The organism is Lebetimonas natsushimae, from assembly GCF_002335445.1.
GTDB lineage: Bacteria > Campylobacterota > Campylobacteria > Campylobacterales > Nautiliaceae > Lebetimonas > Lebetimonas natsushimae.
Genome location: NZ_BDME01000002.1, coordinates 249,712 through 274,170, shown reverse-complemented (window position 1 = coordinate 274,170; position 24,459 = coordinate 249,712). Strand labels below are relative to the sequence as shown.

Below are 24,459 nucleotides of genomic sequence, written 5' to 3'. Positions count from 1 at the left end.
ATTAATAAAAAAACATATTAAATTCTTTTTCTTCAATAACTTTCTTTAAATTACTTAATTTATTTCTTTCAATAATATCAATTGTTTTTATTATATTTTTTAACTTTCCAGATAACCATTCTATATTCCAAATATCATATTCTGGATTTTCTACTTTTTTACATAATTTATCATTAAATTTATTGTATAAATCATTAACTCCAAAGGGAACAATTAATCTTTGTAACCAAATTTCTAATAAACCTATATTAGGAATAGTAGAAAATTTATTTATAATATTTTCAAAAATTTCTTTTTGTTTATTCTCAGATAAATCTTTAACAAAAATACTTATAATAGCAATACAAGCAGAAATAACTTTAGGATTTTTATACATAATTTCTACTAAAATTGAAATTAATACAATCTTATCTGATTTTTTTAGATTATATTCATCATTAACTAATTTTTCATATATCATCTCTAACCATTTTGCTAAAGTACCACTATTCGGATAATCTATAGAAAATTTATATAACATTAATAACTCATCCTGAATTGATAATGAAAATATATTTAATTCAATAAATTGTAATTTATCTTTTTTTAAAGATGAAAGAATTAAATCATTTTCAACAAAAGTTTTTTTATCATTTAATTTAAAATTAAATTCAAGAAGTATCTCTGATAATAATTTTAAAATTTTTTCTCCTGTACTTAATTCCTTTGTGAAAATTCTATAATCATCTCTGTATCGCAAAATTTCATAATCTTTAATATTATTTTTTTCTATAGCTTCATACAATTTTAAATCAGTATATCCCAAAATTATTTCTGCTATAAAATCCGATAAAATATTTCCTTGAGGAATACCATTAGTTTGCCCATAATTCATATTTTGAAAATTTTTATCTAACTTATTCCCCAATAAATTTTTATTTCCACGCTCAATTTTTGCTATTTCTTTTCCATGTAATGCCCATGAAATAGTATGAGTATATATATTGCCATAACAATTAGTAATATCAGTATGAATTACATAGTTATATTTTAAAGCTGATTTCAAAGATTCTTGTTCAATTTTTTTCCACCATGCTAATATCTGTACGGCTTTATCTTTTTTCTTGGATGTACTTTGTACAGGTATACTCATACATTTTATATTTATTGGACTTTGAAAATCTTGAAATTTACTTTTAATATATTCCCAATTATCATTGTCTGCTATTATATTTACCATCTCTACATATATAGCTGGATTAACAATTTGAAAGGGTCTCCAAGAATATTTTCCATCTTTATTACTGAATAAATGATAATTTATATCATCATAATTCCAAGGTTTTTCTTTAAAAAAATCAGATAAATTAGAATTAGACAAGACATCATTAATTTTACTTAATAAATTATTAAAATTAAAATATGGAGGTAAATCCACATTAAAATAAGATTCGGATTTTAAAAAAAATTCTTTAACTTCATTAGCTGATAATTCTAATATATTTTTCATTCTTTTCCTTTTAAAAAATTATTTATCCTTTATAGCCTCAATCCCCTCTCTTAAACATTTAAAGGAAAATTTAAATGGAGGTGTAGTGGTTATATATTTGCAATAATCATTTCCAAATTTTTTAATAGCTTCGCTCTCTTCAACAAATAAAATAAACATAGCCCCTAAAAACACCAGCCAGCCTGAAAATAAAATGGCAATTATTTTTGAACTTAAAAAAGCAATTCCTACAAGGAAAAACATATTCCCAAACTGCCCAGGATGTCTCATACAGCTAAAAATACCGATATTTACAAATTTATCGGGAGGTGAGAATTTATCTTTTTTTTCTCTATGTCCATAAAGTTTAAGTGTTCTTCCTGCAATGGAATTTAAAACTATTGCATAAACTATAAATAAAACACCCAAAATTTCTAAAAAAATATTTTGATTAGTAAGTCTTGGTGCAAAAATAGCTACCAAAATATCAACTAAAAACAAAGCTATCCAATAAGCAAATCTTTTTTTCATTCTTCAGCCTTTGCAATTTCCACAAGTTCGTTTGGAAGTTCTTTTTTAGGTTTTATGCCTGATTTATCTTTTAGTTTGCTGATTTGAGAAATAACATTCCCTCTGCCTGTAATTAATTTATTCTTAGCCCCTTCGTATGATTTTTGAGCTTTAGCAAGATTATCGCCTACTTTTTCAAAATCATCCACAAATCCCCTGACTTTATCATAAAGGTTTTCAGCCATTTTTACAATTTCAGCAATATTTTTTGCCTGTTTTTCATATCTCCATGAAACTTCTATACTTCTTAAAGTTGCTAAAAGTGTAGTTGGGGAAGTTAGAATAATTCTTTTTTTAAATGCATATTCAAAAAGTCCCGGGTCACTTTCAAGCGCCAGCATCAAAGCACCTTCAATCGGTACGAACATTAAAACAAAATCAAGGGAATTATGGACCAATGCCTCATATTTTTTCTCTGCCAGTTTATCAATATGGCTTTTAATTGATAAAAGATGATTTTTAAGGGCATCTTCATTGCCTGAAACATATTCATCATAAGCATTGAGAGAAACTTTTGAATCAATTATTACAATCCTATCATTTGGCATATATACAACCACATCTGGCCTGTATGTTTTTTCTCCCTTAAAAACAACTTCTCTTTTAAATTCTTCTCCCTCTCTTAGCCCACTCATTTCAAGAATCCTCTCAAGCACCACTTCCCCCCAGTTTCCTACTTTTTTAACATCACCTTTTAGGGCTTTTGTAAGATTATTTGCTTCTTGGCTTAGTTGCTGATTTAACTCTTTTAAATTTTTAAGTTCGTTAAAAAGAGAAGAGATATTTTTAATCTCACTTTCATACAATTTATCCACTTTTTGTTTAAATTCATTAAGGTTATTATTAAGAGGCATTAAAATATTTTCAAAATTTTTAATTCCTTCATTTGATAGTTTTTTGGCATTTTCTTCTAAAATTTTATTTGCTACATTTTCAAATGCTGTTTTTAGCTCTTCCTCACTTTTTTTAATAATAGAGAGTTTTTCTTCAAAAGATTTTTGTTCTTCTTCAATCTTTGTCTGAAGTTCTTTTATCAAAGCTTTGTCTTTTTGATTTTCTTCTAATAAATTTTGATATTTTTCTTCAATTTTTTCTAAAAATGAAAGTTTCTCTTTTAATGCTGAATTTTCATTTAAAATATTATTTTTTTCATTATTCAGATTTTCATATTCTTTTTTTAATTCTTCATAATCTGTAATTTTTTCATTCAAATTTTCAATTTCTTTTTGCATAACAGCTTCCTGAGCCATATGATACTGAAACTTATTTTTAGTTTCTTCGTAAATTTTATTTAATTCTTCAAATTCTGATTTTAATTTTTCACTCTCTAATTTTGTTTTCTTCATTAAATAATACATAAACCCCGCAATAACTACAGCCAATAAAACTGCCAAAATTACAACCAAATAAATTTCTTTCATTTTTTCTCCTTAAATAACTTTTTCAAATTTTCTTAAATTTTTGCGTCTTTCTCTTACATCCGGCAAATACTCTTCCACCAAAGCCCAAAAATCCTTACCGTGATTTTTATGTTTAATGTGGGCTAGTTCATGCACCACAACATATTCAATCAACTCAACCGGCAGTTTTGCAAGATAGTAATTAAAACTGATAGAATTTTTGTAACTGCAGCTTCCCCATCTTGTTTTATTGAATCTAAAAGATATTTTACTGGGATGCAGATTCATTTTATTTGAATACTTATAAAGTATCGGCAAAATAACCTCGGGGAGTTTATTTTTATAAATATCTTTTTCGTCAATTCCGTTTTTTATATATTTTTTTCCGAAAAGATAGTAATAATTTACGCTCTTTTGTCTTTCAATTATATGGTCAATATGCTTTAAAATAAACTTTTTTATATAATCATTTGATACAAACCTATTTGCACTAACCTCTACATGAGAATCATAAATTCTTAGATAAATATGTTTTATTGGCTTTTTAATTATTTTGTATTTTATTTCAATTCCATTAAAAAATATCTTATCCATGTTTCATAAACTCCACTATTTTCCCGTGAAATCTTGCATAACACAAATTTAAATCATTTTCATAAAATTCAGCCACCCTGTCCCAGTTTTCCTCCACTCCCCGCTCAAACCAATCTTTCATATCATCATAACTTTCAAATTCATACCCCTTCTTCTTAAGAAGCCTTTTTGTATATGCATCCATTACCATAGTATCTCTAAAACATGCATAACACAAAATACTGTCAGCCGTTTCAAATCCTATTCCTTTTTGAGCTAAAAGCCACTCACGGCTAACATTTTCTTTAAAGTTTTCAAAATCTCCAAAATCCCTTAAAATATTACGGGAAAGTGCAATAAGTCTTTTTGCCTTTTGATTATAAAACCCGGCTGGTTTTATTATTTCAGCTAAAAAAGATGGCTCAAATGTAGCAACCTCCTCTAACCTCCACTCTTTATTTTCACTTTTCCAGTTATTCAGTGCTTTTTCTACATTGTCCCATTTAGTATTTTGCGTAAGAATTGCTCCCATTACTACTTCAAAAGTTCCAACATTTGGCCACCAATATTTTGGCCTATTTTTTAATAAATCCTTTTTTCTAAGTTCTAACAACAATTCACAAGAATTACTAAATTCCATTACTCTCCTTCAAAAAATTTTCTCACAATCAGTCCCTGAATTAGTGAAGCTACCATAATATAAATTATTAAGCCCACAGTAAAACCGGTGCCAAAATATGCAATCATCATAGGAATCCAAGGGATTTTTATACTTCTTGCATACAAAAATGTAATAATCAAACTATCTTTCACTCCTTTTTCTCTAAGAGACTGCAAAATTGGATACCATACATAAGAAGAACCGTGAGATAAAACACCTGCAATCATTGCAATTAAATATGCTTTAATTCCTTTTGCACTATCAAAATATTTAGCTATTTTTTTATCATTTACAAACATATCAATCAAAAACATCATAACAAATACCATTATAAAAACAAAAGATAATTTTTTTAAAGATTTAAAACTATAATTCAATGCCAAAAATACAGTATCCGAACCTGATAAATATAAACCTATATAAATTAAAATTACAAGTATTAACATTATAATTCCGCTTTTCATACAAGCCCCAAAATTTTCAATGTCCAGACTGTAACAATAGACACAATAATAGTAAAAATAAAACTCAACACATTAAAAAGAATTGTAAATCTTTTGCCGAAAATTTCTATTTGAAGAGGAAGCTGTACAACTCCAAGAGTTACAAAAGAAAGAATAAAAGCTGTAACTGCATATAAACTGACTCCCTCTTTTAAAAGCTCGCCCCCTATAATATAACTTAAAAAAGGCTGACCAACAGACACACCCCCTGCAATTACTCCCATCAATACATCGTGAATTACATTACCGTTAAAAAACTTTTGCAATATTTGTGGAGTTATATATGCTTTAAAAAGCCCCACAAGACCGACAACTGCCAAAATCATAGGAATAATTCTACATAAGTTTACAAATGAATTTTTTAAAGAATTTTTTATTTTTTCTTTCATTTGATTTCCTCTATTTTATAAAAAATTCAATCATAAAATATTTTCCTTTTGCAAAAAGATATATAATTATCGCCATAATTACTACAGCAGCATTTATACTTAATATTATAATCAATTGTATAAATTTATTTTTATGTCTTATTTTTTCATTTTCATCTATATCTTTTAAAATAAAAATTTCCTTAGCAACATATCCGACAGAAAAGGTAGCCAAACTATCAATTATAAATCCTATAATACCTGAAATAAAAGGAATAAATCTACTTACACTAAACGTAATTTTTTTAGTAACATCTTCTGCTAACCGAAACTCCATCTTAGAACTAATTTTTGAAATCATTACAATTGTAAGTTTTTCCAAAACTTCTTTTGCTATAACTTCGCTTTCTTTTATCGTAAATTTTTTCAAAATTTCTTTTATTGTATCTCCAAGTATGCAACTCTTTACCAATATTACCACATGTTCATTATTTAAATCATATTTTCCGATTATAGCAATGGCACTTATCATTCTAAGCTGTATAAACAAAACAGCAATAATATTTAAAGGAAGAGTAACAGGAAGTAAAACAATTCCCCCAAAGCCGGTAATAAATCCCCATACTCCAGCTTTTAAAGATTCGTTTCTGATTAATCTGTCTAATGTATTTATATTATATTTTTTAGCAAGCTCATGACTGCTTTTAAAAAACAAAAAAACCATTTATTGCTTTTAAATAAATTTTATTAATGATATTGTTAATATCTTTTTCAAATTTCATTATTAAATGTTGCATTTTGAGTAATTTCTAATTCCGAGTCATCAAAAGCTTTATATTTTTTAGCTTCAATTGATTTTATACCATCTGTTTTAATAACTATAGCCTGAAAAACAGTCTTACATTTTTTTGGCACGTCAAAATTATGTTTAAGTCCTGTAAGTGAATTCATAATAGGTGCATTTTCATCAATTCCGATTACATTGTCCCTGCAACCTGTAAGTCCGATATCTGTAAGATAACATGTTCCCTCATCTATTTCCAAATCATCAGTACCTATATGAGTATGAGTCCCTATAATTGCCCCCGCTTTTCCTTTTAGTAAATGAAAAAGTGTTCTTTTCTCAGCTGTGGCTTCAGCATGAAAATCTATAAATATAAATTTATTACTTTTTTCTTCAACAAAATTTTTAATTTCAATAAAAGGATTTTTTCCATAAGGCATTGTAAAATTTCCCATTGCACTGATTACAATTATATTTTCATCTTCATAATACCATCTGCCCGGGGCTTCAAAATAATTAAGAGGCCTTAAAATTTTTTCTTCACTAAGAAGCGCTATTGCATCTTTTTTCTTATCAAATGTGTGATTTCCACCGGTAAAAATATCCACCCCTGCATTTTTCATTTCTTCATATGTTTTAACAGTTATACCAAAACCATGGGCAATATTCTCATAATTTGCTATTACATAATCTATATTTTCCTTTTTTTTTAAAACAGGCAGATATTTTTTTACCATTTTCCTACCGGGTTTTCCTACAATATCACCTATAAAAAGTATATTCATTAAATTCCTTTGATATAATTTGCTTATGAAAAAATTTATATTATTTGTAATTATAATCAATTTATTTGCCGGAAGTATTGATGATACCAATTCAACCCACAGAATGATAGTTGGTTACAAAAAATCTTTTATTGACAAAGTAAATTATTTTATTCCAAATTTTTTAAAAATATCCACAGAAACTTCATTTATAAATATAAAACTGTATGAAGATACATTATTTCAAAAAAATCCATCAGCATCCGTTAATATAAATATTAAATTACCCGAACTTTTTGTAAAAAAAATTAAAAGCAAACCTAAAAAAATAAATAACAAACAAACAATTGAAAACTCATATTTTACATTTAAATTAAGACCGTTTATTAGACTTAAAAAAAACAGAATTTTCTTTTTACAAAATATAATTGAATACAAAAAAACTTATTTAAATAATGAATTTGGAATTTCTAACAATTTAAATTTTTATCCATTTGACAATTATTACAATGAATCTATTAATTTTGCATTTTTTAAACATTTAAAACATACATTCGGAATTAATCTAAATATTTCTATAAATAAAAAAAACCTACCCATAAAATATTATTCACTTAATTTTTCTATTTCTAATTTATTTAAAAAATTTATCCGTTCTTTTGGATATACACTGGGAGGAAATACAGGTGATAAGCCTTTTATCTATTATCATAAAATTTATTTTAATTTTAGACACGCTTTATTTAACAGAAAATATATCTTTTTAGAAGTCACTCCTTACATTTTAATATCCAAAGACTACAACTATAAAATAAAACCTGCCATATCTTCCTCTATAAATATAAAATTTTAGATAAAATTTCAATAAAAAGGCTATAAATGATTAAAGCTTTAAGAGGTATGAAAGATATTATCGAAGATAAAAGATTTTTAAAAATTTACGACATCGCAAGAAAAGTAGCTGAAAATTACGGATACAATTATATTGAAACCCCTATTTTGGAAGAAACAAGACTATTTAAAAGAAGTGTGGGCGAGAGCAGTGATATTGTAAATAAAGAAATGTATGAATTTATCGACAAAGGCGGAAATGATGTATGCTTAAGACCCGAAGGAACTGCTGGAGTTGTCAGAAGTTTTATAGAACATAAATTTGATAGACAAGGGACTCCAAAAAGATTTTGGTATTTTGGCCCAATGTTCAGGTATGAAAGACCCCAAAAAGGAAGACTTAGAGAATTTCACCAGTTTGGAATTGAGAGTTTCGGGGAAGAAAGTGTATGGGAAGATGTTTTGATTATAGCTATTGCAAGCGATATTTTTAAAAAATTAAATATTGACTATACCCTAAAAATAAATTCTCTTGGGTGTGAAAAATGTATGCCAGAATATAAAGAAAAATTAGTAACATTTCTTGAAAAAAATAAAGAAGCATTATGTGAAGACTGTCAAAGAAGAATTACCCAAAACCCTATAAGAACACTTGACTGTAAAAATCAAAACTGCCAGGCAATTTTAAAAGATGCCCCTAAAATTACAGATAATTTATGCCAAACTTGTCAAAAAGATTTTGAAAAACTACAGGAGGGATTAAAAGCATTAAATATTCCTTTTGAAATAGATAAACACTTAGTAAGGGGACTTGATTATTATACAAAAACAACTTTTGAATTTATAAGCAATGAAATAGGAGCACAAAGCGCAATATGCGGAGGCGGAAGATATGACAGACTTGTAGAAATGCTTGGAGGAAAACCAACACCCGGAGTCGGATTTGCAATTGGAATTGAAAGAATTATTGATTTAGTAAAAGTTGAAAATGAAAGAGAGGGTATTTATATGGGGGCACTGGTTGAAGAAGCGATTCCGTTTATATTAAAAAAAGCGAATGAAATAAGAACCCAAAAAGTTTATGTAGAACCAAAAATAAAATCCCTCAAAGCACATTTAAAAGCTGCTGATAAAGGAAATTTTAAAAAAGCATTGATTGTAGGTGAAGATGAATTAAAAGAGGGAAGATTTTTTGAAAAGAACCTTTAAAACAATGGATAATTAAAAATGGAAAATGGAAAATTAAAAAGCTTTAATTTATTATCCATTCTCCATTATACATTCTACATTAAAGGAATATTATGGATTATGGAATAAATATCTGGGGAGAAAACAACTTTTTTATAGATAACGACAGATTAAGAATAAACTACGCCAACCAACCCGCCCTTATAGATATAATAAAAGATCTTGAGGATCAGGGCATAAAAGGCCCTTTACTTCTTCGTTTCCCTCATTTAATAAGAAAACAGATAAATTCACTTTATTCCAATTTCAAACAGGCAATAAAAGAATTTGATTACAAAGGAGAATTTAAAGCGGTATTTCCATTAAAAGTCAATCAGTTTCCAACCTTTGTAAAACCTTTAATAAAAATAGCCAAAAATTTCAATTACGGTCTTGAAGCGGGAAGTAAAGCAGAGCTTATTTTAGCTATGACTTATAACAATAAAAATGCCCCTATTACAATAAACGGATTTAAAGACAAAGATATGATACGCCTTGCATTTATTGCAGGGTTTATGGGATATAATGTAACCATAACCATTGAAGGATTAAATGAACTAAATTCAATTATAGAAGTCAGCCGTGAATATGACAAATTCCCGGTATTCATAGGAATCAGAATAAGACTTCATACCAGCGGCGTGGGAGTTTGGGCAAAATCAGGCGGATATGAATCAAAATTTGGTCTTAACTCTACGGAAATTATAGAAGCTATTGAAATATTAAAAAAAGAAAATATACTCGATAAATTAAAAATGATTCATTTTCATATAGGAAGCCAGATAAATGATATAGGACCTCTTAAAAAAGCTATAAGAGAAGCCGGGAATATATACGCAGACCTTAGAAAACTCGGTGCTAAAAATTTAAGTGCGATTAATATCGGAGGCGGACTTGCAATAGAATATTCACAATGGGAAAATAAAAGGGACAGAAACTATTCAATCAGGGAATTCAGTAATGATGTTGTATATCTGTTAAAAGAAATTGCCATTAAAAAAAATGTCCCAATGCCGGATATTTTTACAGAAAGCGGGCGTTTTATAGCATCACCGTCAACTATTTTAATAGCACCTGTAATTGAACTGTTTTCTCAGGAATATAATGCAAAAGCTCTACGTCTTAAAGAAAAAAATCCGGATTTAATAGAAGAGCTTTTCGATTTATATAATTTAATAAATGAAACAAATTATATAGAATATTTTCATGATGCACTTGATCATTTTGAAAGTTTGCTAACTCTATTTGATCTTGGTATGATTGATTTGATAGACAGAAGCAATGCGGAAATTTTAGTTAATTTAATAATAAAAAAAGCTATTATTTTTGCAACATATAAAGGATTTAAAAATAAAGAACTAAAAGCAATAAATGAAAAAACCCAGGAAAAATATTTGGCAAATTTTTCCATTTTTCAAAGTCTTCCTGATTTTTGGGGATTAAAACAACGTTTTCCAATAATGCCAATTACCAAATTAAACATGTCTCCAAACAGAAGTGCGACTATTTGGGATATAACATGTGATAGTGACGGCGAAATTCCATTTAATAAAGAAACACCTTTATACCTTCATGAAGTAGATTTAAGCAAAGAAAGTTATTATCTGGCTTTCTTTTTGGTAGGGGCTTATCAGGAAATTCTGGGCATGAAACACAATCTTTTCAGTTATACAAATGAAGCAATCATTACATTTGATGAAAATGGTGACTATAAAATAGAATTTTTAGAAAGAACTCAAAAAATAAGGGATATTTTAATAGATTTGGATTATGAAATAGATGAAATAGAAAATCTTTTAAAAGAAAATCTTCAAAACACTAAATTAGATGAAGAAGAAAAAAAAGAATTACTTGGGGAACTTTTTCTTTTATTGAATGATATGGTTTATCTAAAAGATTAATTTCCTACTATTTCTTCTCTTTTTATTAAATTATCGACTTTTAAGATTGTAATAATTCTACCGTCATCCATTCTTCCAATACCTTCAATCATATCATCTTCGTTTTCATAAGTACTTGGCGGAGGAGTTATGTTTTTTTTAGGTATTCTAAGGGCTGAAGTCAATTTATCAATAATGAATGCTACATTTTCTTCTTTTATTTTCATTACAATAAATCTTGTAGTGTCAGGGTCAATTTCCGGTTCGGTTGCAGTATTGAATTTAATTCTTAAATCAATCAATGGCAATACATTCCCCCTTAAATTAAAAACTCCTAAAACATACGGAGGAGTAAAAGGTACCCTTGTCCATTCAATAGGTTTAATAATTTCCTGAATAGACAATATAGGTACTGCAAATTCCTCATCTCCTACAATAAATCCTACAACCTGTACATAATCATCTATAATATTATCTTCCTCATCTTTATTTAGCAGTTCTTTTTGCTGTTTTAAAACTTCATTTAATTTACCCATTTTTTATCCTTATAACCCTAAATTTCTTTTGACTACGTTTTGTAAATATTCAGGGGTATACGGTTTAGTTATATATTCATTCATACCTACTTCAACCCCTCTGACTCTATCCGCTTTTGTGGTTCTGCTTGTAACAGCAATTAACGGAAGTTTTCTGTATTTATTATATTTTCTAATTTCCTGAGCCAGTGTATACCCGTCCATTCTAGGCATCTCAATATCTATAAGCATTGCATCTACAGCATTCTTTTTAAGCATTTCTAAAGCTTCTACTCCGTCTTTTGCTTCAATAACCTGAACACCTAACGGTTCAAGCGCCTGTCTCATAATCTTCCTGTCCATATTTGAATCATCTACTATAAGTACCACATAATCTTCTGGTTTTTCTTTTTTCTTTTTGTTTTCTTGGACTGATTCAATAGCATTTACTTTATTATGAGTTTCTTTTGCCAATTTCATTAAACTTGCAACATCCACAATTAATGTCACTCTACCGTCTCCTCTGATTGTAGCGCCTGCAATACCGGGAATTCCTTTCAAAAATTCTCCAAGAGATTTAATAACAATCTCTTCCTGACCTATAAAACTGTCAACTATTAAACCAATTTTGGTAGCACCTAATCCTAAAATAACAACATAGAGATATTTATCCGGTTCTAAAACCTTTTCTATTTTAAATACGTCCGCCATATTAACAAGCGGTAAAATTTCATCTCTGAGTTTCAATACACTTTTACCTTCAATTGTGTAAATATCTTCTTCCACAATTCTGACGGTTTCAATTACATTTGAAAGAGGCACAGCAAAAAGTTCTTCCTGACTCGCCACAAGAAGTGCCTGAATAATTGCAAGCGTTAAAGGAATTTTTAATTTAAAAGTAGTCCCCTGTCCGGGTACAGAATCAACCTCAATTATACCGTTTAATTTTTCAATATTGGTTTTAACAACATCCATTCCGACGCCACGGCCTGAAACGGAAGTTACTTTATCAGCGGTTGAAAACCCTGGTTTGAAAATCAGCATAAACGCTTCTTTATCACTCATGTTTTCAGCTTCTGCAGGGGTAATAATCCCTTTTTCTATTGCTTTTTGTTTTAATTTTTCCGGATCCATTCCGGCACCGTCATCTTTTATTTCAATTACAATCATATTACCTTCATTATAAGCCCTAAGCCATACAGTACCTTCTTCCGGTTTTCCTTTAGCTTTTCTTACATCAGGAGGTTCAATCCCGTGGTCTATTGAATTTCTAATCATATGAACTAACGGATCGCCTATTTCCTCGATTATTGATTTGTCAAGTTCAGTATCCTCACCTTCAATTATAAGTTTAACTTTTTTACCAAGTTCACGTGATAAATCTCTAACAAGTCTTGGAAATTTATTAAACACTTTCCCAATAGGAAGCATTCTTGTCTTCATTACGGCAATCTGTAAATCAGTTGTTACAATTGAAATACTTGAAACAACCTGATTAAGTTCTTCTAAAAATTTTTCACCCTCATATCTTTCTTCCACATCATTATATATTTTTATAAGTCTGTTTTTTGCAAGAACAAGTTCTCCGATTAAATTCATAAGCTGATCAAGTCTTTTGACATCAACCCTGATAGTCTGCTCCGCTGCACTGATTTTTCTAATTTCAGTTTTTTTAGCTGCTGCAGGTTTGGTTTCCTGCTTTTTAACAGGTGTGCTTTCCTGTGATTTTTCAGGTATCTGTTTTTCTTCTTTAGATTCTTCTTTATTTTCTTTCTTTGCAGTTTCTTCTTTTTTTTCACCTTCATTTCTGAGTTTTACTAAATGTTCAAGCACTGCATCAAGTTCCTCAGGTGTTAATGAATCCAAATCAAGTTCATCGGCATTTTCAAGTGTTATTTCATCTAAATTTATTCTTCCAACAACATTTCCTTCTTTTTCTTCTGATTTTTCCTCTTTATTCCCTTTTTCATCACCCGGAATTTCACCGTTGGCTATTGCATCAAGTTTTTTTACAATATCATCTATGTTTACATCCGGAGAACTGTCATCTCCGTTGTCCCTAATATATTCTAAAATTGCTTTCATTAAATCCACTGATTCCAAAATTACATCCATAATCTCAGGTGTGATTTTAAGCTCACCTTTTCTGGCTTTATCAAGAACCGCTTCCATATGATGAGTGAGATGGGCTAATTTTTCAAAATTTAAAAATCCGCTGCTACCTTTAATAGTATGTGCAACCCTGAATATTTTATTTAAAAGATCCAAATCATCGGGGTTATTTTCAAGTTCGATCAAATCCTGGTCCATCTCCTCAATCATTTCAAATGCTTCAACTAAAAAATCCTCTAATAATTCTTGAATTTCATCCATTTTTATTCCTTATTTGATTTTTTAATTACTTCAGCTATAGCCTGATAAAATTTTTGCGGGTTAAATTTCACAAGATACCCTTCCGCTCCAACCTCTTTGCCTCTTTCATCTGAAAAAGCATCTGAAATAGAAGAAGAGAAAATTAAAGGAATATCTTTAAATCTCGGGTCATTATGAATTTTGGCAGCCATATGATACCCATCCATTTTTGGCATTTCAACATCGCTTAGGATAAGCTTTAATTTATCATTTAAATTATTTCCATATATTGAATACAGTTCTTCAAGTTTTTGAAGCCCCTCTTCTCCGTTTTTAGCTTCAATCACCTCAAATCCCATTTTTTCTAAAGCGTCTTTTTCTATTTTTCTGGCAGTTGCTGAATCATCCACCAATAAAACTAGTCCTGAAAATTTTTCTATTTCATTTTCTTCAATATCAAGATTAGACTCAAAAAGTCCCATTTCTTCAACTATACTTTCTAAATCTAAAATCAGCATTATTTCACCGTTTTCAAGTTTTGTAATACCTGTTATTTTACTTCTGTCAAGCTTGCCCTGTCCTACACCAAAACTAGCCGGTTCAATATCTGCCCATGAGATTCTTCTGATTCTCTTTGCATCGTGTACGATAAATCCTATAAGCATATTGTTAAATTCAGCAATAATAACTCTTTTTTTAATAGGGGCTTCGTCTTCACTTGGAACCTGAATTTTCATCCATTTAGCCAAATCTATAACCGGAACAACAACCCCCCTTAAATCAAATATTCCCTCTACAAAATCCTCACTTCCTGGAAGTTCTGTAAGTTCAGGCATTTTAATAATTTCCCTTACCTTTGCCACGTTAATACCATAAATACCTTCATATATACTTCCATCTGGTTCTTTTTTAAATAATCTAAAATCAACAAGCTCTAGTTCATTAGACCCAACTTTTAGCGTTTTATCATCGGCCATAATTTATTTCCTTAAAATTAATTTTTTTATCTATTTGTATTATATAATAATTTTTACTGCAATAAAAAGAAGAAAGTATTAAAACATTATTAATTATTTTAAAATTGTGATAATGTCCGATAATTACATGTTTAAACGGTTTATTTATCTGTATGTTTGAAATATGATAATTACATTTGATTTTTTTATTTAACAGTTTTTTAAAAAGATAATTATTAATAAAATTAAAAGTAATAAAATTTAAAAAATTAAGTGTAAATCTATTTCTGATAAAAAAAGAATACAATCTGTAAAACAGATTTTCAGTATCTAAATCTCCGTGTGATAAATAAATAGAATTCTTTTTATCAACAAACGCATCTGCAAAGTTAATTTTAGGAAAAAACTCATCAATGCAAAAATCATGATTACCATAAATATAATAAATTTCGGTTTTTGCGGATAATTCATTAATAAGTTCAATCGCACTTTTATTATATTCGTATAAAAATTCAAAAGGCAAAAGAAGATGAAAAATATCACCTAAAAAGAAAATCTGAGGTGGGGGATTTTTTATAAAATTTTTTAATAAATTTAAAAATTTTTCGTCTTCTTTTTTATAATGAACATCTGTTACAAAAACAGCACCGTTTTTAACTTCAACTTCTTTTATTAACATTTTATGGAACATAAGCAATTTTTGGAAGAGCCAAGCTTTCATCTAAATTAAAAAGTAAATTTGCATTTGCTACCGCCTGAGAAGAAGCGCCTCTGAGTAAATTGTCTATTACACTGTTTATAAAAAGCATATTGCCGTTTTTCATTGCAAAAATATCGCAAAAATGAGTCCCTGCCACATTTTTAATTTCTACAGGATTTTCTTTTATTCTTATAAATTTTTCATTTTTATATTTTTCTTTCAGCACTTCAACAGGGTCAATATCTTTTTTTAGCTTTGCATAAATACTTATCTGCATTCCCCTGGTAATGGGTAAAAGCTGTGGTACAAACGTTACATTAAGTCCCGTTTTTTCAGCTATTTCAATACTGTGGCGGTGTTTTACAGGATTATATGCAAAAAAGTTTTCATTGTCTTTTACAAAATGAGTTGTGGCTTTTAGCCCTTTTCCGGCTCCGCTTACCCCGCTTTTTGCATCTACAAAAACATCTTTTTCGATATATTCCAAAAACGGATAAAGTCCTAATATTGTGGCTGTAGGATAGCAACCTGGATTTGCAACCAAACTCACTCTTTTAATAAAATCCCTAAAAATTTCAGGAAGTCCGTATGCTGAATTTTCCAAATTTTCAGGATTAATATGAGGGCAGTAAAAATCTTCATAATTTTTTTGATTAAGCCTGTAATCCGCTGAAAAATCAACTATTTTTGTATATCCATATATTTCTTTTACAACCGCCATTGCGGTTTTATGGGGTACTGCCAAAAACACTAAATCAAAACTCTTTAACTTATTAGTATCTAATTTTTCAATTTCTGCTTCAAATACACCTTTCAAGGCAGGATAAATATTTTCAATCCTCTCACCCCCCTCACTTCCAAAAAGACCTTTTATTTCAAAATAAGGGTGATTCAATAAAATTTTTATAAGTTCAAGTCCCGTATATCCGCTTGCACCTACAATTGCAGTTTTAATCATTCATTTCCTTTAATTTCCAATTTTGCATTATCCATTATTTTCCTGTGCTTCCAAATCCGCCGCCGCCCCTTTTTGTATCACTGAGTTCTTCTACTTCTGCAAATTTGGCCTGAACTACAGGTGCAACTACAGCCTGAGCAATCCTTTCGCCTTTTTTAACTTCAAAATTTTCACTTCCTAAATTTATGAGCAATACTTTTATTTCTCCCCTGTAATCACTGTCAATTGTTCCGGGAGTATTTAGCACAGTAATTCCGTGCTTATATGCAAGTCCGCTTCTTGGCCTAATTTGTATTTCATAACCTTTTTCAATCTCAAATGCCAAACCTGTGCCTATTAATTTTCTCTCTCCAGGTTTAATAACCACATTTTCAATCGAATGCAAATCAAATCCGGCGGCCTCTTCACTCTGATAAGCCGGAATTATTGCCTCTTTATTTAATTTTTTAACTTTTAAAACCATATCATTCCTTATTTTCCATTATCCATTTTTCATTAAGTAAAACATATATCTTCATAACAGATTTTATCTATTTCATAAACTTTCTCACCTCCTGGCAGATTAACCTCAACCTCATCTCCGACTTCTTTTCCGATTAAAGCCTTCGCAAGCGGAGAATTATAAGAAATCAGCCCTTTTTCAGGATTTGCTTCAGGTCCTCCAACGATTGTATATTTAATCTCTTCATCACTGTCCAAATCAATCAAATACACAGTGCTCCCAAATGCCACCCTGTTATGAGCATGTTCAGTCGGGTCTACCACTACGGCTCTGCTTAATATATCGCTAAGTTCCGCTATTCTTCTTTCAATATGAGCCTGTTTTTCCCTTGCCGCATGATATTCTGCATTTTCTTTTAAATCCCCAAGTTCCCTTGCTGCATCAATTTCTTTTGCAACTTCGGGTCTCGCCACTGTTTTTAAGTATTCAAGTTCCTTTGATAACTTTTCATATCCATATTTGGTCATCGGTTCTTTCATCTACACCCTTTTTTGTAAAAATTATATCAAATTTCCCCATTTAACAGTTTTACAATATTTTCGCTGCTACCGTATTTCAAAATTTCTCTTAATTTTTTAGATTTTTCTCTAAATTCGCTTAAAGTTGCTTTTTTATAATCATTTAAAAGTAAATTTATATCAAATTTTTGCAAATATTCCTTATGAAACTCCCCTAAATTTTCCCTCTCAAATATTATATTCGCAAGTCCAACATAATTTAATTTAACCAGCATTTTGGCTATCAGATACTCTATTTCTCTCGCCTTATACATTAAAACAAAAGGAATGCCAATAATTGCAGCTTCAAGTGTTGCGGTACCGGAACAGATATAGGCAAAATCACTTTTAAGTAAAACCTCTTTTGTATGAAATTCTATTTCAAAATCTCTGACATCTCCGTAAATTTCTTCGATTCTATCCTTATATACAGGATGAACAACCAATATTTTCCTCTTATTTATTTTTTTTGCAAGTTCCCTGAAAATTGGCATAAGAGATTTGATTTCACTCTTCCTGCTGCCCGGCAGAAAAGCCACATTTCCTTTTTCTTCGCTGTCTCTAAATTCTTTTATTTCATCAAGTAAGGGATTTCCCACATATATTCCATCCTTCCAATACTCTTTTTCAAAAGGAAAAATATAAGCCTTTTTATCTATATATTTATTGACATCTTTAATTCTTCCTTTTTTCCATGCCCAAACTTTTGGCAGAATATAATAAATTATTTCTTTATTCGGACAGTGCTTCTTAATTGATCTGGCAAGTCTTAAATTAAAAGAAGGTGCATCAATAAGTAAAATTTTATCTGCATCTTTGCTCATTTCAGTTAATTTTTCAATAGTGTTTTTTGCAAGTTTAATTTTAGGCAACACATCAAAAAATCCCATTACATTAAATTCATTACTGTCAATTATGGGCTCTCCTAAATTTTTATCAAAAATTCCCTCAATTTCCCATTTTCCATTATTCATTTTCAATTTATTCAAAACTTCTTTTAAATGCAGGTTTGCACTCGGTTCAATCGCGCTTATAAGTATCTTCATTTTCAAATTCCACACTTGCCTGGTTTATATATTTTTTATTGAACTTTTTATTATCACATTGGTTTTTTCTATTTTTTTTATTCTCAACTTTTCCATCAACGAGTTTTTTCCCGCAAAAAATTCTCGGCATACACATTTTATACCTTTTCTTTTTTTTGAATATCTATATAAAACAGATATCCTTTTGCTTTTTTGGCGGTTAAATTTTCCACAACCTCAATATAATGCCTTACCTGTTTTTCATATCCTCTTATATCATTAGGTTTTGTAGATTTATAATCAATTATGATAAATCCGTCATCTTCTTCCACAAGTAAATCTATCCTACCCACTTTTTTGTTATAAATAAAAGGAACTTCTTTTTTACCGTTTGGCAGTTTATTTTTTGATTTTTTATAAAGTTTTTTAACTTCTTCTATATTACAAAAATCACCGTAAATATTTCTAACCGCCTCTAAATCTTCGCATTCAAAAGAATAATGAAGTGCATTTCCTAAAAATATGGCTTCATAATCATTTGGCTTGTATTCTTCCTCATCAACTTTAACTTCCTGTTTTCCGTAATTTCTTAGTTTAACTTTTATTTTTTCTAAAATAACATTATATTTATTACCGCTTGAGGGGATAACCTCTCCAATTTGGATTTTTTCAAGATCTGTTAAAAATATGCTTTTATCATTTCTTTTTAAAATAATCAAAGAATTTTTAGCTCTTGTAAAAGCCACATATTCCACATTTTTTTTATCTTCAAGAACTAATTTTTCTTCATTCTGTTTTATTATCCTGTATTCAGGATCTATTATTTCCCTGTTTGGAATCTTAAGTTTTATCTCTTTTAATCTGGCATTTTCATAATAAAACAGAATATTACCCCTATCCGACATTTCTTTTGTAAGCCTGTCAAGCACTATTACATTATCAAACTCAAGCCCTTTGCTTTTATGAATGGTAATAATAGTAATCCCGTCAAACTCTTTATATGGAAGTTCCTCACTGAAATTTTCTATATCATTTACAAAATCTTCTAAAGTATCATATCTGCTTGAATAATATAATAGTTTAAGACTTGCTTCATCCACTAAATCATTTTTATCCATTATCTCTTTTATCATTTTAACAGGACGCTGAATTTTTATATCAAACTCTTCTTCGTTCCATTTTTTACCTATTAATGATAAAAAATTTAATTTTTCAATTTTTAACTTTTTGTTATGCAGATATTTCATAAGCGAAATAATTGCTTTTGCACTTGGCTGGGTTTTAACCTCGGCTTTTTTAGCCGTTACCACTTTTTTACCTTTGTTTTCCAAAAATTCGGCTAAATTTAAGATATCATCGTTTGTAAAAACTAAAACAGCAATATCTTTATCTTTTACCCCGTTTTTATTTAAAAATTCAATTTTTTCATACACCTTCTCAAATGCATTCTCTTTTTCTATTTCGTCCACTTCTACATAGCCGTTCTTATCAGAATGTGCTTTTTCATTAAGACCAAATTTTTCATTTACAAAATTTACTATATTTTTTGCACTTCTGAAATTTGTATCAAGCTTTTCAACTTCAAGCCCAAAGGGTTTATACCTGTTCGCAACTTCGCTGAAAAGCTCTTTATTCCCTCCTCTGAATCTGTAAATAGCCTGTTTTACATCACCCACATAAAAAAAACTCCTCTCTTCACTCCTACCAACTCCGCTTGCAATCTCATCCACCAAAGGCTCAAATATTTCCCACTGGGTAATGGAAGTATCCTGAAACTCATCCATTAAAATATGATTTATTTTTGAATCGAGTCTGAAATATAAAAAATCTTTATCTATTTTATTTTCCCGCAAGAGATAATAAACCAAATGTTCAATATCCTTAAAAGAAAAAATATTTTCCTCATTTTTTATTTTCCATTTTAAATTTTTATATTTTTCATAAAAATAAAACAGGTTTTTAAAAAATATTTTTTCTTTGAAATTAAAATAAATTTTTATATATTCAATAAGTTTTTCAAATTCTCTATCCATCCAGGGTTCATAACATTTTTTAAATCCCCTCACTTTTTCCAAAGACCCGTTTTCCAAAAAAGAAGGAATTGTTTTAACTTTCAGCATTTCATATATGTTTTTTTTAAAAAAATTATTAACCTGTTTACATTCGGCCGTAGCCAAAATAAAACTATTTTTAATTTTCTCTATCTCTTCCATTACATTATTTTCATTTTTTATTCTCCATTTTACATTTTCCATTATTTTTTTAATTTCTTTATCTTTTTCATACAAATTTTCAAAAAACTCTAAAAGAGATGTAAATTTTTCCTCTTTTTTTGCAATTTCAATCAATTTATTGAATTCATAAGTATCTAAACTTTTCAAAAACTCGTTAAAAACATTATCTATATTTATATCTCCAACATCAAAATTACTCCTGATTCCGGCATAAAAACTAAATTTTCTCAAAATTTTATTAATAAATGAATCGATTGTTTGAATATTATTATCGTTTGTCAAAAATAATTTAATCAAATAATCAATTTTATATAATAATTCTTTTTTATTTATTCCTAATTCATTACAAACCATATTGATAATATTATTTTTTTCATTCCTTTCTTTTTCGTCTAACTCTTCATCATTTTTTTTTAACAGAAATAAAAATTTAACAATTCTCTCTTTCATTTCATTTGCGGCTTTATTTGTAAAAGTAATGGCAACAATATTTACAGGATTATCCAAATTTAAAAGTGAAATGTATCTGTTTGCAAGCCTGAATGTTTTTCCGCTCCCCGCACTTGCCTCAACGCTTAATAATTTCTTCATCATATTCCTTTTTTCATCTATCAGTTTTTCACTCTTCATTTTTCATTATCCATTTTACATTAACTCAGTCTCTCCCACATGCAGTTTTATAATCACACCACCTGCAAATATCACTGGCTTTTTTTATTAATTTATCATCCATCATTATATCTTCTGCCATTTTTATTTTTTTAGGCAAATTATTTAATATTTCTTTTAAGCCTTCAACTTTCAAAACACCGGGAATTTTTTTAGCATTTGCTATATCCCAAATAAAAGTTTTTATATTTTTTTCAGGAAATTTTTCTTTAGCCCATAAATAATAAAAAGTTGTTTGAAAATCATAAATATACTCTTCTGTTTTCTTAGCATTTTTAGATGTTTTATAATCAATCAATACCACTTCATTATCTTTGATATCTATCCTATCAGCTCTTGCCGCAAGCTCTTTTATTTCAAAAACAAACTTTATATTTTCTTCTACCAAATTATCACTGTATTTCATCTCTTCAAAATCGCTCTCACAAAAAACTTTAATTTTATCTTCCCACTCTACCAATACATCAAAAAGAAGCTTTTTATTACTTATTCTTTTGGTTGTTTCTTCCATTAAAAACTTAAAATACCCATCGGAACTGTCTATTTTATCTTTATTTTTTACAGCCTCGGCCACCGCTTCGTGAAAAATATTTCCAAAAAATTCATCTTCACTTTCAATTTCATTTTCAATTTTTAAAATTTTAGAAAAATAGTATTTTTTAGGGCATTCAAGCAGTGTTTTTAAAGTGGTTGGATAAAGAGGATATTTTATTTCAAATTCATCATCATATTTTGCTACTTCTTTTTCTCGAGAATATTTATAAACCACTTCCTTATATATTTCGTCTGAACTTTTTCCCAGATCAAATCCTAGTTCGTATAAAAATCTGCTTGGAGCTTTTTCTTCATTTTTTACATAACTAAGTGCTACTTTTTTGGCATTGTATATAAGCTGGTAATAATAATGCTTTTGGAGATTTTCCCTATCAAACCTTGTTGGAAGTTTTGCCGTTTTTCTAATAAATGTATTCAAAAACAAATCACTCTCACTTACCCTTGGGACTATATCCTCATTAAAATCAATAATAATTACCCCGTCAAACTCCATTCCTCTGCTTTCAAGCACACCCATACAGGTAACTTTTCCGCTGTAAACATCATCAAAAGTTAAATTTTTAAACCTCTCAAGCACAAAATATAAAAACTCTTTTTTATCATTAAATAAATTTTCAAATTTTTTAAGTTTAAAAAGCTCTTCATCTATAACTTTTCTCTCTTTATTGCTGGCTGTTTTTTCAATAAAACCGATTAAATCATAATTTTTAAAATCTTCAATCACATCTTCACATTTTTTGTACGACATTTCATCATTGCTTATCAGATAATCATAAATTGCTTTTAATTTGATAAAAAGATTGCTTTTTATAAAACTTTCCCCCATTGCAAAATTTAAGTTTTCGTATTTATCAAAAAGTCCTAAAAATTCACTAAATTCCTCTTCAGGCAGAATTACCGCTATTTTCTCAGGGCTTATTCCTTCATCCACCATTTTCGCAATCTGCCCAAAAACAAAATTTACCTGATTTATCCTGTCACTAAAATACGCTATTTCAATATCCGGCTTGTTTTTAATTTCTTTAATTTTTTCTAGTTTTTGATTTTTAAAATCATATTTATATTTATATCCTTCATCCACGGCAACTTTTAAAGATTTCTCAATAAGCGATTTATTAAATTTATCCACACTGAAAGTTATTTCAATTGGTTTATCTATTTTTTCAAGCACTTTTAAATCAAACTTGCTCAAATATCCGTCTAACACCATCTCAATCTTATCAATTCCATCAAGCAATCCGTCATTAATCCTGAAATCTTTAATTAAAAATTTATCAATATAACCGTCAACGTCCAGCAATTTTTCATAATTTTTTCTAATTTCTTTTAAAATTTCCAAGTGTTTTTCATAATCCAGATAAACATCACTCAAAATTACATCATCAATATCCACATCTTCTAAAAAAAGTTCATTAAAAAAAGAAAAAATAAAATTAGAATCATTAAAAAAATTTACAAAATCCCTGCTGATTCCAAGCTTCTCAACATCTATATTTTTAATGGCATCAAAAAGATACTTTTTCCTTAAATCCTCGTCAATAAACTTTTTACCATCAACCACAACAATTTTTCCTAAAAACTCCCCTAACGTATAAAATTTATCAAGAAACTGATTATCCTTATTCTCCAACCATTTTTTTATCTGACGTGATGTGGTGAAAATTTTTAAATTCATTAATAATTCCTTACAAAATCAAGCAAATCCCTGTTTTTCCTGAACTTTCCACCAAAATATTCCGTTGTAAATCCATCGCTCTCACTCAAAGCACCTCTTAGAAACTCACACGAATGCTTAATGTTTTTAAGTTTTACATATACATCATCGGTTTCTGCGGTTTTTGAAATTTCTTTATAAATAGCCTTTGTCAAATCTTCCTGAAGCCATCCGCGCTGGGCGATAAATCTAACCACCCTTTGAAGTTTTGAAATACCCAAAACATAATCTTTGGGAATATAAGCGATTACAATTTTTGCTTTATCAGAAAATTTTGTGGAAAAAGGTGCAAAATGGTGAGAACAAACCGCCGTTAAATCGACTTCTTTTATTATCGGATTATCAAAATCCCTGCTTATTTCATTTGGAAATTTTGCAAGTCTTACAGGTTTATTAAACCTGCCCCCCATAAGTTCCCTGTCATCTTTTGTATCTCTCCCGCTCCACATTTTTACAATCCTGCCGGCGGTTCCGATATTCCCCTCTTCTAAATTTTCAGCAACATTAGGATCGTCCATATCAATTTTAAGAGCTTTAAAAACTTTTTTCATTTTTTCTGTTGCAATAAGACGCATTAGAAAATGCACATCATCATTCCAGTTTGGATTTTTATCATAAACATTTTCATTTATTTTAAAACAAGGCGTAGAATTATAAATCTCAAGTGCTTTTTCAAAAGGAGTTGTTAAATTTTTAGATTCATATATTTTTCTGATTTTTTCAAGCATTTAAAGCCTTTTTTTATTAATATAG

General features: G+C 29.0%; 24 protein-coding genes. 3 read left to right on the top strand and 21 right to left on the bottom strand.

The genetic code is table 11. The features are described 5' to 3' along the window. Position 1: 1 nt before the first annotated feature. Genes LNAT_RS05865 through LNAT_RS05825 form a run of 9 tightly spaced genes read right to left on the bottom strand, consistent with a single transcriptional unit; the run spans position 2 to position 7,112 of the window. The gene (locus tag LNAT_RS05865) at positions 2-1,489 is read right to left on the bottom strand and encodes an RNA-directed DNA polymerase (RefSeq protein ID WP_096259363.1); all 1,488 of its coding nucleotides are present in this window, start codon (positions 1,487-1,489) and stop codon (positions 2-4) included. A gap of 18 nt (positions 1,490-1,507) precedes the next feature. Next, positions 1,508-1,999, bottom strand: a complete 492-nt coding sequence (locus LNAT_RS05860) for a methyltransferase family protein (RefSeq protein WP_096259361.1) — start codon at positions 1,997-1,999, stop codon at positions 1,508-1,510. Then, entirely contained in the window at positions 1,996-3,459 is a 1,464-nt protein-coding gene (locus LNAT_RS05855) for a DNA recombination protein RmuC (RefSeq protein ID WP_096259359.1), read from the bottom strand. Before LNAT_RS05855 ends, LNAT_RS05860 begins: the two co-directional genes overlap by 4 nt. A gap of 9 nt (positions 3,460-3,468) precedes the next feature. Then, complete coding sequence (locus LNAT_RS05850) at positions 3,469-4,032, bottom strand: M48 family metallopeptidase (protein WP_096259357.1); 564 nt, start codon at positions 4,030-4,032, stop codon at positions 3,469-3,471. Then, a complete protein-coding gene (locus LNAT_RS05845) occupies positions 4,025-4,651 on the bottom strand; it encodes a 3-methyladenine DNA glycosylase (RefSeq protein WP_096259355.1) in 627 nt (208 codons plus the stop codon). Before LNAT_RS05845 ends, LNAT_RS05850 begins: the two co-directional genes overlap by 8 nt. Continuing rightward, positions 4,651-5,136 carry a permease gene (locus LNAT_RS05840; protein ID WP_096259353.1) on the bottom strand — a complete coding sequence of 162 codons (486 nt, stop codon included), beginning with the start codon at positions 5,134-5,136 and terminating at the stop codon, positions 4,651-4,653. The genes LNAT_RS05845 and LNAT_RS05840 overlap by 1 nt, the downstream gene beginning before the upstream one ends. Further along, positions 5,133-5,564: a permease gene (locus LNAT_RS05835; protein WP_096259351.1), complete on the bottom strand. Its 432-nt coding sequence runs from the start codon at positions 5,562-5,564 to the stop codon at positions 5,133-5,135. Before LNAT_RS05835 ends, LNAT_RS05840 begins: the two co-directional genes overlap by 4 nt. 10 nt (positions 5,565-5,574) lie before the next feature. Further along, positions 5,575-6,267, bottom strand: a complete 693-nt coding sequence (locus LNAT_RS05830; RefSeq protein WP_096259348.1) for an EcsC family protein — start codon at positions 6,265-6,267, stop codon at positions 5,575-5,577. Positions 6,268-6,314: 47 nt separating this feature from the next. Continuing rightward, positions 6,315-7,112: a TIGR00282 family metallophosphoesterase gene (locus LNAT_RS05825; RefSeq protein ID WP_096259346.1), complete on the bottom strand. Its 798-nt coding sequence runs from the start codon at positions 7,110-7,112 to the stop codon at positions 6,315-6,317. A 25-nt stretch (positions 7,113-7,137) separates the two neighbouring features. On the opposite strand from LNAT_RS05825, the gene LNAT_RS05820 reads away from it, so the two are divergent. From LNAT_RS05820 to speA, 3 genes are all read left to right on the top strand, one after another. Then, entirely contained in the window at positions 7,138-7,944 is an 807-nt protein-coding gene (locus tag LNAT_RS05820) for a hypothetical protein (protein ID WP_096259345.1), read from the top strand. 26 nt (positions 7,945-7,970) lie between these two features. After that, the gene (hisS, locus tag LNAT_RS05815) at positions 7,971-9,131 is read left to right on the top strand and encodes a histidine--tRNA ligase (protein WP_096259344.1); all 1,161 of its coding nucleotides are present in this window, start codon (positions 7,971-7,973) and stop codon (positions 9,129-9,131) included. Positions 9,132-9,223: 92 nt separating this feature from the next. Next, complete coding sequence (gene speA / locus LNAT_RS05810; protein ID WP_096259343.1) at positions 9,224-11,050, top strand: biosynthetic arginine decarboxylase; 1,827 nt, start codon at positions 9,224-9,226, stop codon at positions 11,048-11,050. On the opposite strand, the gene LNAT_RS05805 is transcribed toward speA, so the two are convergent. From LNAT_RS05805 to LNAT_RS05755, 12 genes are all read right to left on the bottom strand, one after another. Further along, on the bottom strand, positions 11,047-11,565 hold the full coding sequence (locus tag LNAT_RS05805) for a chemotaxis protein CheW (protein WP_096259342.1): 519 nt from the start codon (positions 11,563-11,565) through the stop codon (positions 11,047-11,049). The two genes, speA and LNAT_RS05805, sit on opposite strands and share 4 nt — an antisense overlap. Before the next feature lie 9 nt (positions 11,566-11,574). Further along, entirely contained in the window at positions 11,575-13,917 is a 2,343-nt protein-coding gene (locus tag LNAT_RS05800) for a hybrid sensor histidine kinase/response regulator (protein WP_096259340.1), read from the bottom strand. Positions 13,918-13,919: 2 nt separating this feature from the next. Then, entirely contained in the window at positions 13,920-14,873 is a 954-nt protein-coding gene (locus LNAT_RS05795) for a chemotaxis protein CheV (RefSeq protein WP_096259338.1), read from the bottom strand. Further along, positions 14,863-15,543, bottom strand: a complete 681-nt coding sequence (locus tag LNAT_RS05790; protein WP_238594007.1) for a metallophosphoesterase — start codon at positions 15,541-15,543, stop codon at positions 14,863-14,865. Before LNAT_RS05790 ends, LNAT_RS05795 begins: the two co-directional genes overlap by 11 nt. After that, the gene (argC, locus tag LNAT_RS05785; protein WP_096259334.1) at positions 15,533-16,510 is read right to left on the bottom strand and encodes an N-acetyl-gamma-glutamyl-phosphate reductase; all 978 of its coding nucleotides are present in this window, start codon (positions 16,508-16,510) and stop codon (positions 15,533-15,535) included. Before argC ends, LNAT_RS05790 begins: the two co-directional genes overlap by 11 nt. A gap of 34 nt (positions 16,511-16,544) precedes the next feature. Further along, entirely contained in the window at positions 16,545-16,973 is a 429-nt protein-coding gene (dut, locus tag LNAT_RS05780; protein ID WP_096259332.1) for a dUTP diphosphatase, read from the bottom strand. 32 nt (positions 16,974-17,005) lie between these two features. Further along, positions 17,006-17,491: a transcription elongation factor GreA gene (greA, locus tag LNAT_RS05775; protein ID WP_096259330.1), complete on the bottom strand. Its 486-nt coding sequence runs from the start codon at positions 17,489-17,491 to the stop codon at positions 17,006-17,008. Between the two features lie 26 nt (positions 17,492-17,517). Further along, complete coding sequence (lpxB, locus tag LNAT_RS05770) at positions 17,518-18,555, bottom strand: lipid-A-disaccharide synthase (RefSeq protein ID WP_096259328.1); 1,038 nt, start codon at positions 18,553-18,555, stop codon at positions 17,518-17,520. Next, the gene (locus tag LNAT_RS08750; RefSeq protein WP_172413511.1) at positions 18,530-18,691 is read right to left on the bottom strand and encodes a hypothetical protein; all 162 of its coding nucleotides are present in this window, start codon (positions 18,689-18,691) and stop codon (positions 18,530-18,532) included. Before LNAT_RS08750 ends, lpxB begins: the two co-directional genes overlap by 26 nt. Before the next feature lies 1 nt (position 18,692). After that, positions 18,693-21,359, bottom strand: coding sequence for a RecB-like helicase (locus tag LNAT_RS05765; RefSeq protein WP_096259326.1), 2,667 nt, complete (start codon positions 21,357-21,359; stop codon positions 18,693-18,695). A gap of 64 nt (positions 21,360-21,423) precedes the next feature. Beyond that, a complete protein-coding gene (locus tag LNAT_RS05760; protein ID WP_096259324.1) occupies positions 21,424-23,667 on the bottom strand; it encodes a PD-(D/E)XK nuclease family protein in 2,244 nt (747 codons plus the stop codon). Next, positions 23,667-24,434 carry a GTP cyclohydrolase I gene (locus LNAT_RS05755; RefSeq protein WP_096259322.1) on the bottom strand — a complete coding sequence of 256 codons (768 nt, stop codon included), beginning with the start codon at positions 24,432-24,434 and terminating at the stop codon, positions 23,667-23,669. Before LNAT_RS05755 ends, LNAT_RS05760 begins: the two co-directional genes overlap by 1 nt. Positions 24,435-24,459: the final 25 nt, after the last annotated feature.

What these genes read in the sequence shown, in the direction of transcription:
- lpxB (WP_096259328.1), bottom strand. Translation starts at nt 18,555, where the DNA reads ATGAAGATACTTATAAGCGCGATTGAACCGAGTGCAAACCTGCATTTA.
- LNAT_RS05835 (WP_096259351.1), bottom strand. Translation starts at nt 5,564, where the DNA reads ATGAAAGAAAAAATAAAAAATTCTTTAAAAAATTCATTTGTAAACTTA.
- LNAT_RS05860 (WP_096259361.1), bottom strand. Translation starts at nt 1,999, where the DNA reads ATGAAAAAAAGATTTGCTTATTGGATAGCTTTGTTTTTAGTTGATATT.
- LNAT_RS05805 (WP_096259342.1), bottom strand. Translation starts at nt 11,565, where the DNA reads ATGGGTAAATTAAATGAAGTTTTAAAACAGCAAAAAGAACTGCTAAAT.
- greA (WP_096259330.1), bottom strand. Translation starts at nt 17,491, where the DNA reads ATGAAAGAACCGATGACCAAATATGGATATGAAAAGTTATCAAAGGAA.
- LNAT_RS05845 (WP_096259355.1), bottom strand. Translation starts at nt 4,651, where the DNA reads ATGGAATTTAGTAATTCTTGTGAATTGTTGTTAGAACTTAGAAAAAAG.
- LNAT_RS05850 (WP_096259357.1), bottom strand. Translation starts at nt 4,032, where the DNA reads ATGGATAAGATATTTTTTAATGGAATTGAAATAAAATACAAAATAATT.
- LNAT_RS05795 (WP_096259338.1), bottom strand. Translation starts at nt 14,873, where the DNA reads ATGGCCGATGATAAAACGCTAAAAGTTGGGTCTAATGAACTAGAGCTT.
- LNAT_RS05840 (WP_096259353.1), bottom strand. Translation starts at nt 5,136, where the DNA reads ATGAAAAGCGGAATTATAATGTTAATACTTGTAATTTTAATTTATATA.
- argC (WP_096259334.1), bottom strand. Translation starts at nt 16,510, where the DNA reads ATGATTAAAACTGCAATTGTAGGTGCAAGCGGATATACGGGACTTGAA.
- LNAT_RS05855 (WP_096259359.1), bottom strand. Translation starts at nt 3,459, where the DNA reads ATGAAAGAAATTTATTTGGTTGTAATTTTGGCAGTTTTATTGGCTGTA.
- LNAT_RS05825 (WP_096259346.1), bottom strand. Translation starts at nt 7,112, where the DNA reads ATGAATATACTTTTTATAGGTGATATTGTAGGAAAACCCGGTAGGAAA.
- hisS (WP_096259344.1), top strand. Translation starts at nt 7,971, where the DNA reads ATGATTAAAGCTTTAAGAGGTATGAAAGATATTATCGAAGATAAAAGA.
- LNAT_RS05865 (WP_096259363.1), bottom strand. Translation starts at nt 1,489, where the DNA reads ATGAAAAATATATTAGAATTATCAGCTAATGAAGTTAAAGAATTTTTT.
- LNAT_RS05820 (WP_096259345.1), top strand. Translation starts at nt 7,138, where the DNA reads ATGAAAAAATTTATATTATTTGTAATTATAATCAATTTATTTGCCGGA.
- LNAT_RS05830 (WP_096259348.1), bottom strand. Translation starts at nt 6,267, where the DNA reads ATGGTTTTTTTGTTTTTTAAAAGCAGTCATGAGCTTGCTAAAAAATAT.
- dut (WP_096259332.1), bottom strand. Translation starts at nt 16,973, where the DNA reads ATGGTTTTAAAAGTTAAAAAATTAAATAAAGAGGCAATAATTCCGGCT.
- LNAT_RS05760 (WP_096259324.1), bottom strand. Translation starts at nt 23,667, where the DNA reads ATGAATTTAAAAATTTTCACCACATCACGTCAGATAAAAAAATGGTTG.
- LNAT_RS05765 (WP_096259326.1), bottom strand. Translation starts at nt 21,359, where the DNA reads ATGAAGAAATTATTAAGCGTTGAGGCAAGTGCGGGGAGCGGAAAAACA.
- LNAT_RS05800 (WP_096259340.1), bottom strand. Translation starts at nt 13,917, where the DNA reads ATGGATGAAATTCAAGAATTATTAGAGGATTTTTTAGTTGAAGCATTT.
- LNAT_RS05755 (WP_096259322.1), bottom strand. Translation starts at nt 24,434, where the DNA reads ATGCTTGAAAAAATCAGAAAAATATATGAATCTAAAAATTTAACAACT.
- speA (WP_096259343.1), top strand. Translation starts at nt 9,224, where the DNA reads ATGGATTATGGAATAAATATCTGGGGAGAAAACAACTTTTTTATAGAT.
- LNAT_RS05790 (WP_238594007.1), bottom strand. Translation starts at nt 15,543, where the DNA reads ATGTTCCATAAAATGTTAATAAAAGAAGTTGAAGTTAAAAACGGTGCT.
- LNAT_RS08750 (WP_172413511.1), bottom strand. Translation starts at nt 18,691, where the DNA reads ATGTGTATGCCGAGAATTTTTTGCGGGAAAAAACTCGTTGATGGAAAA.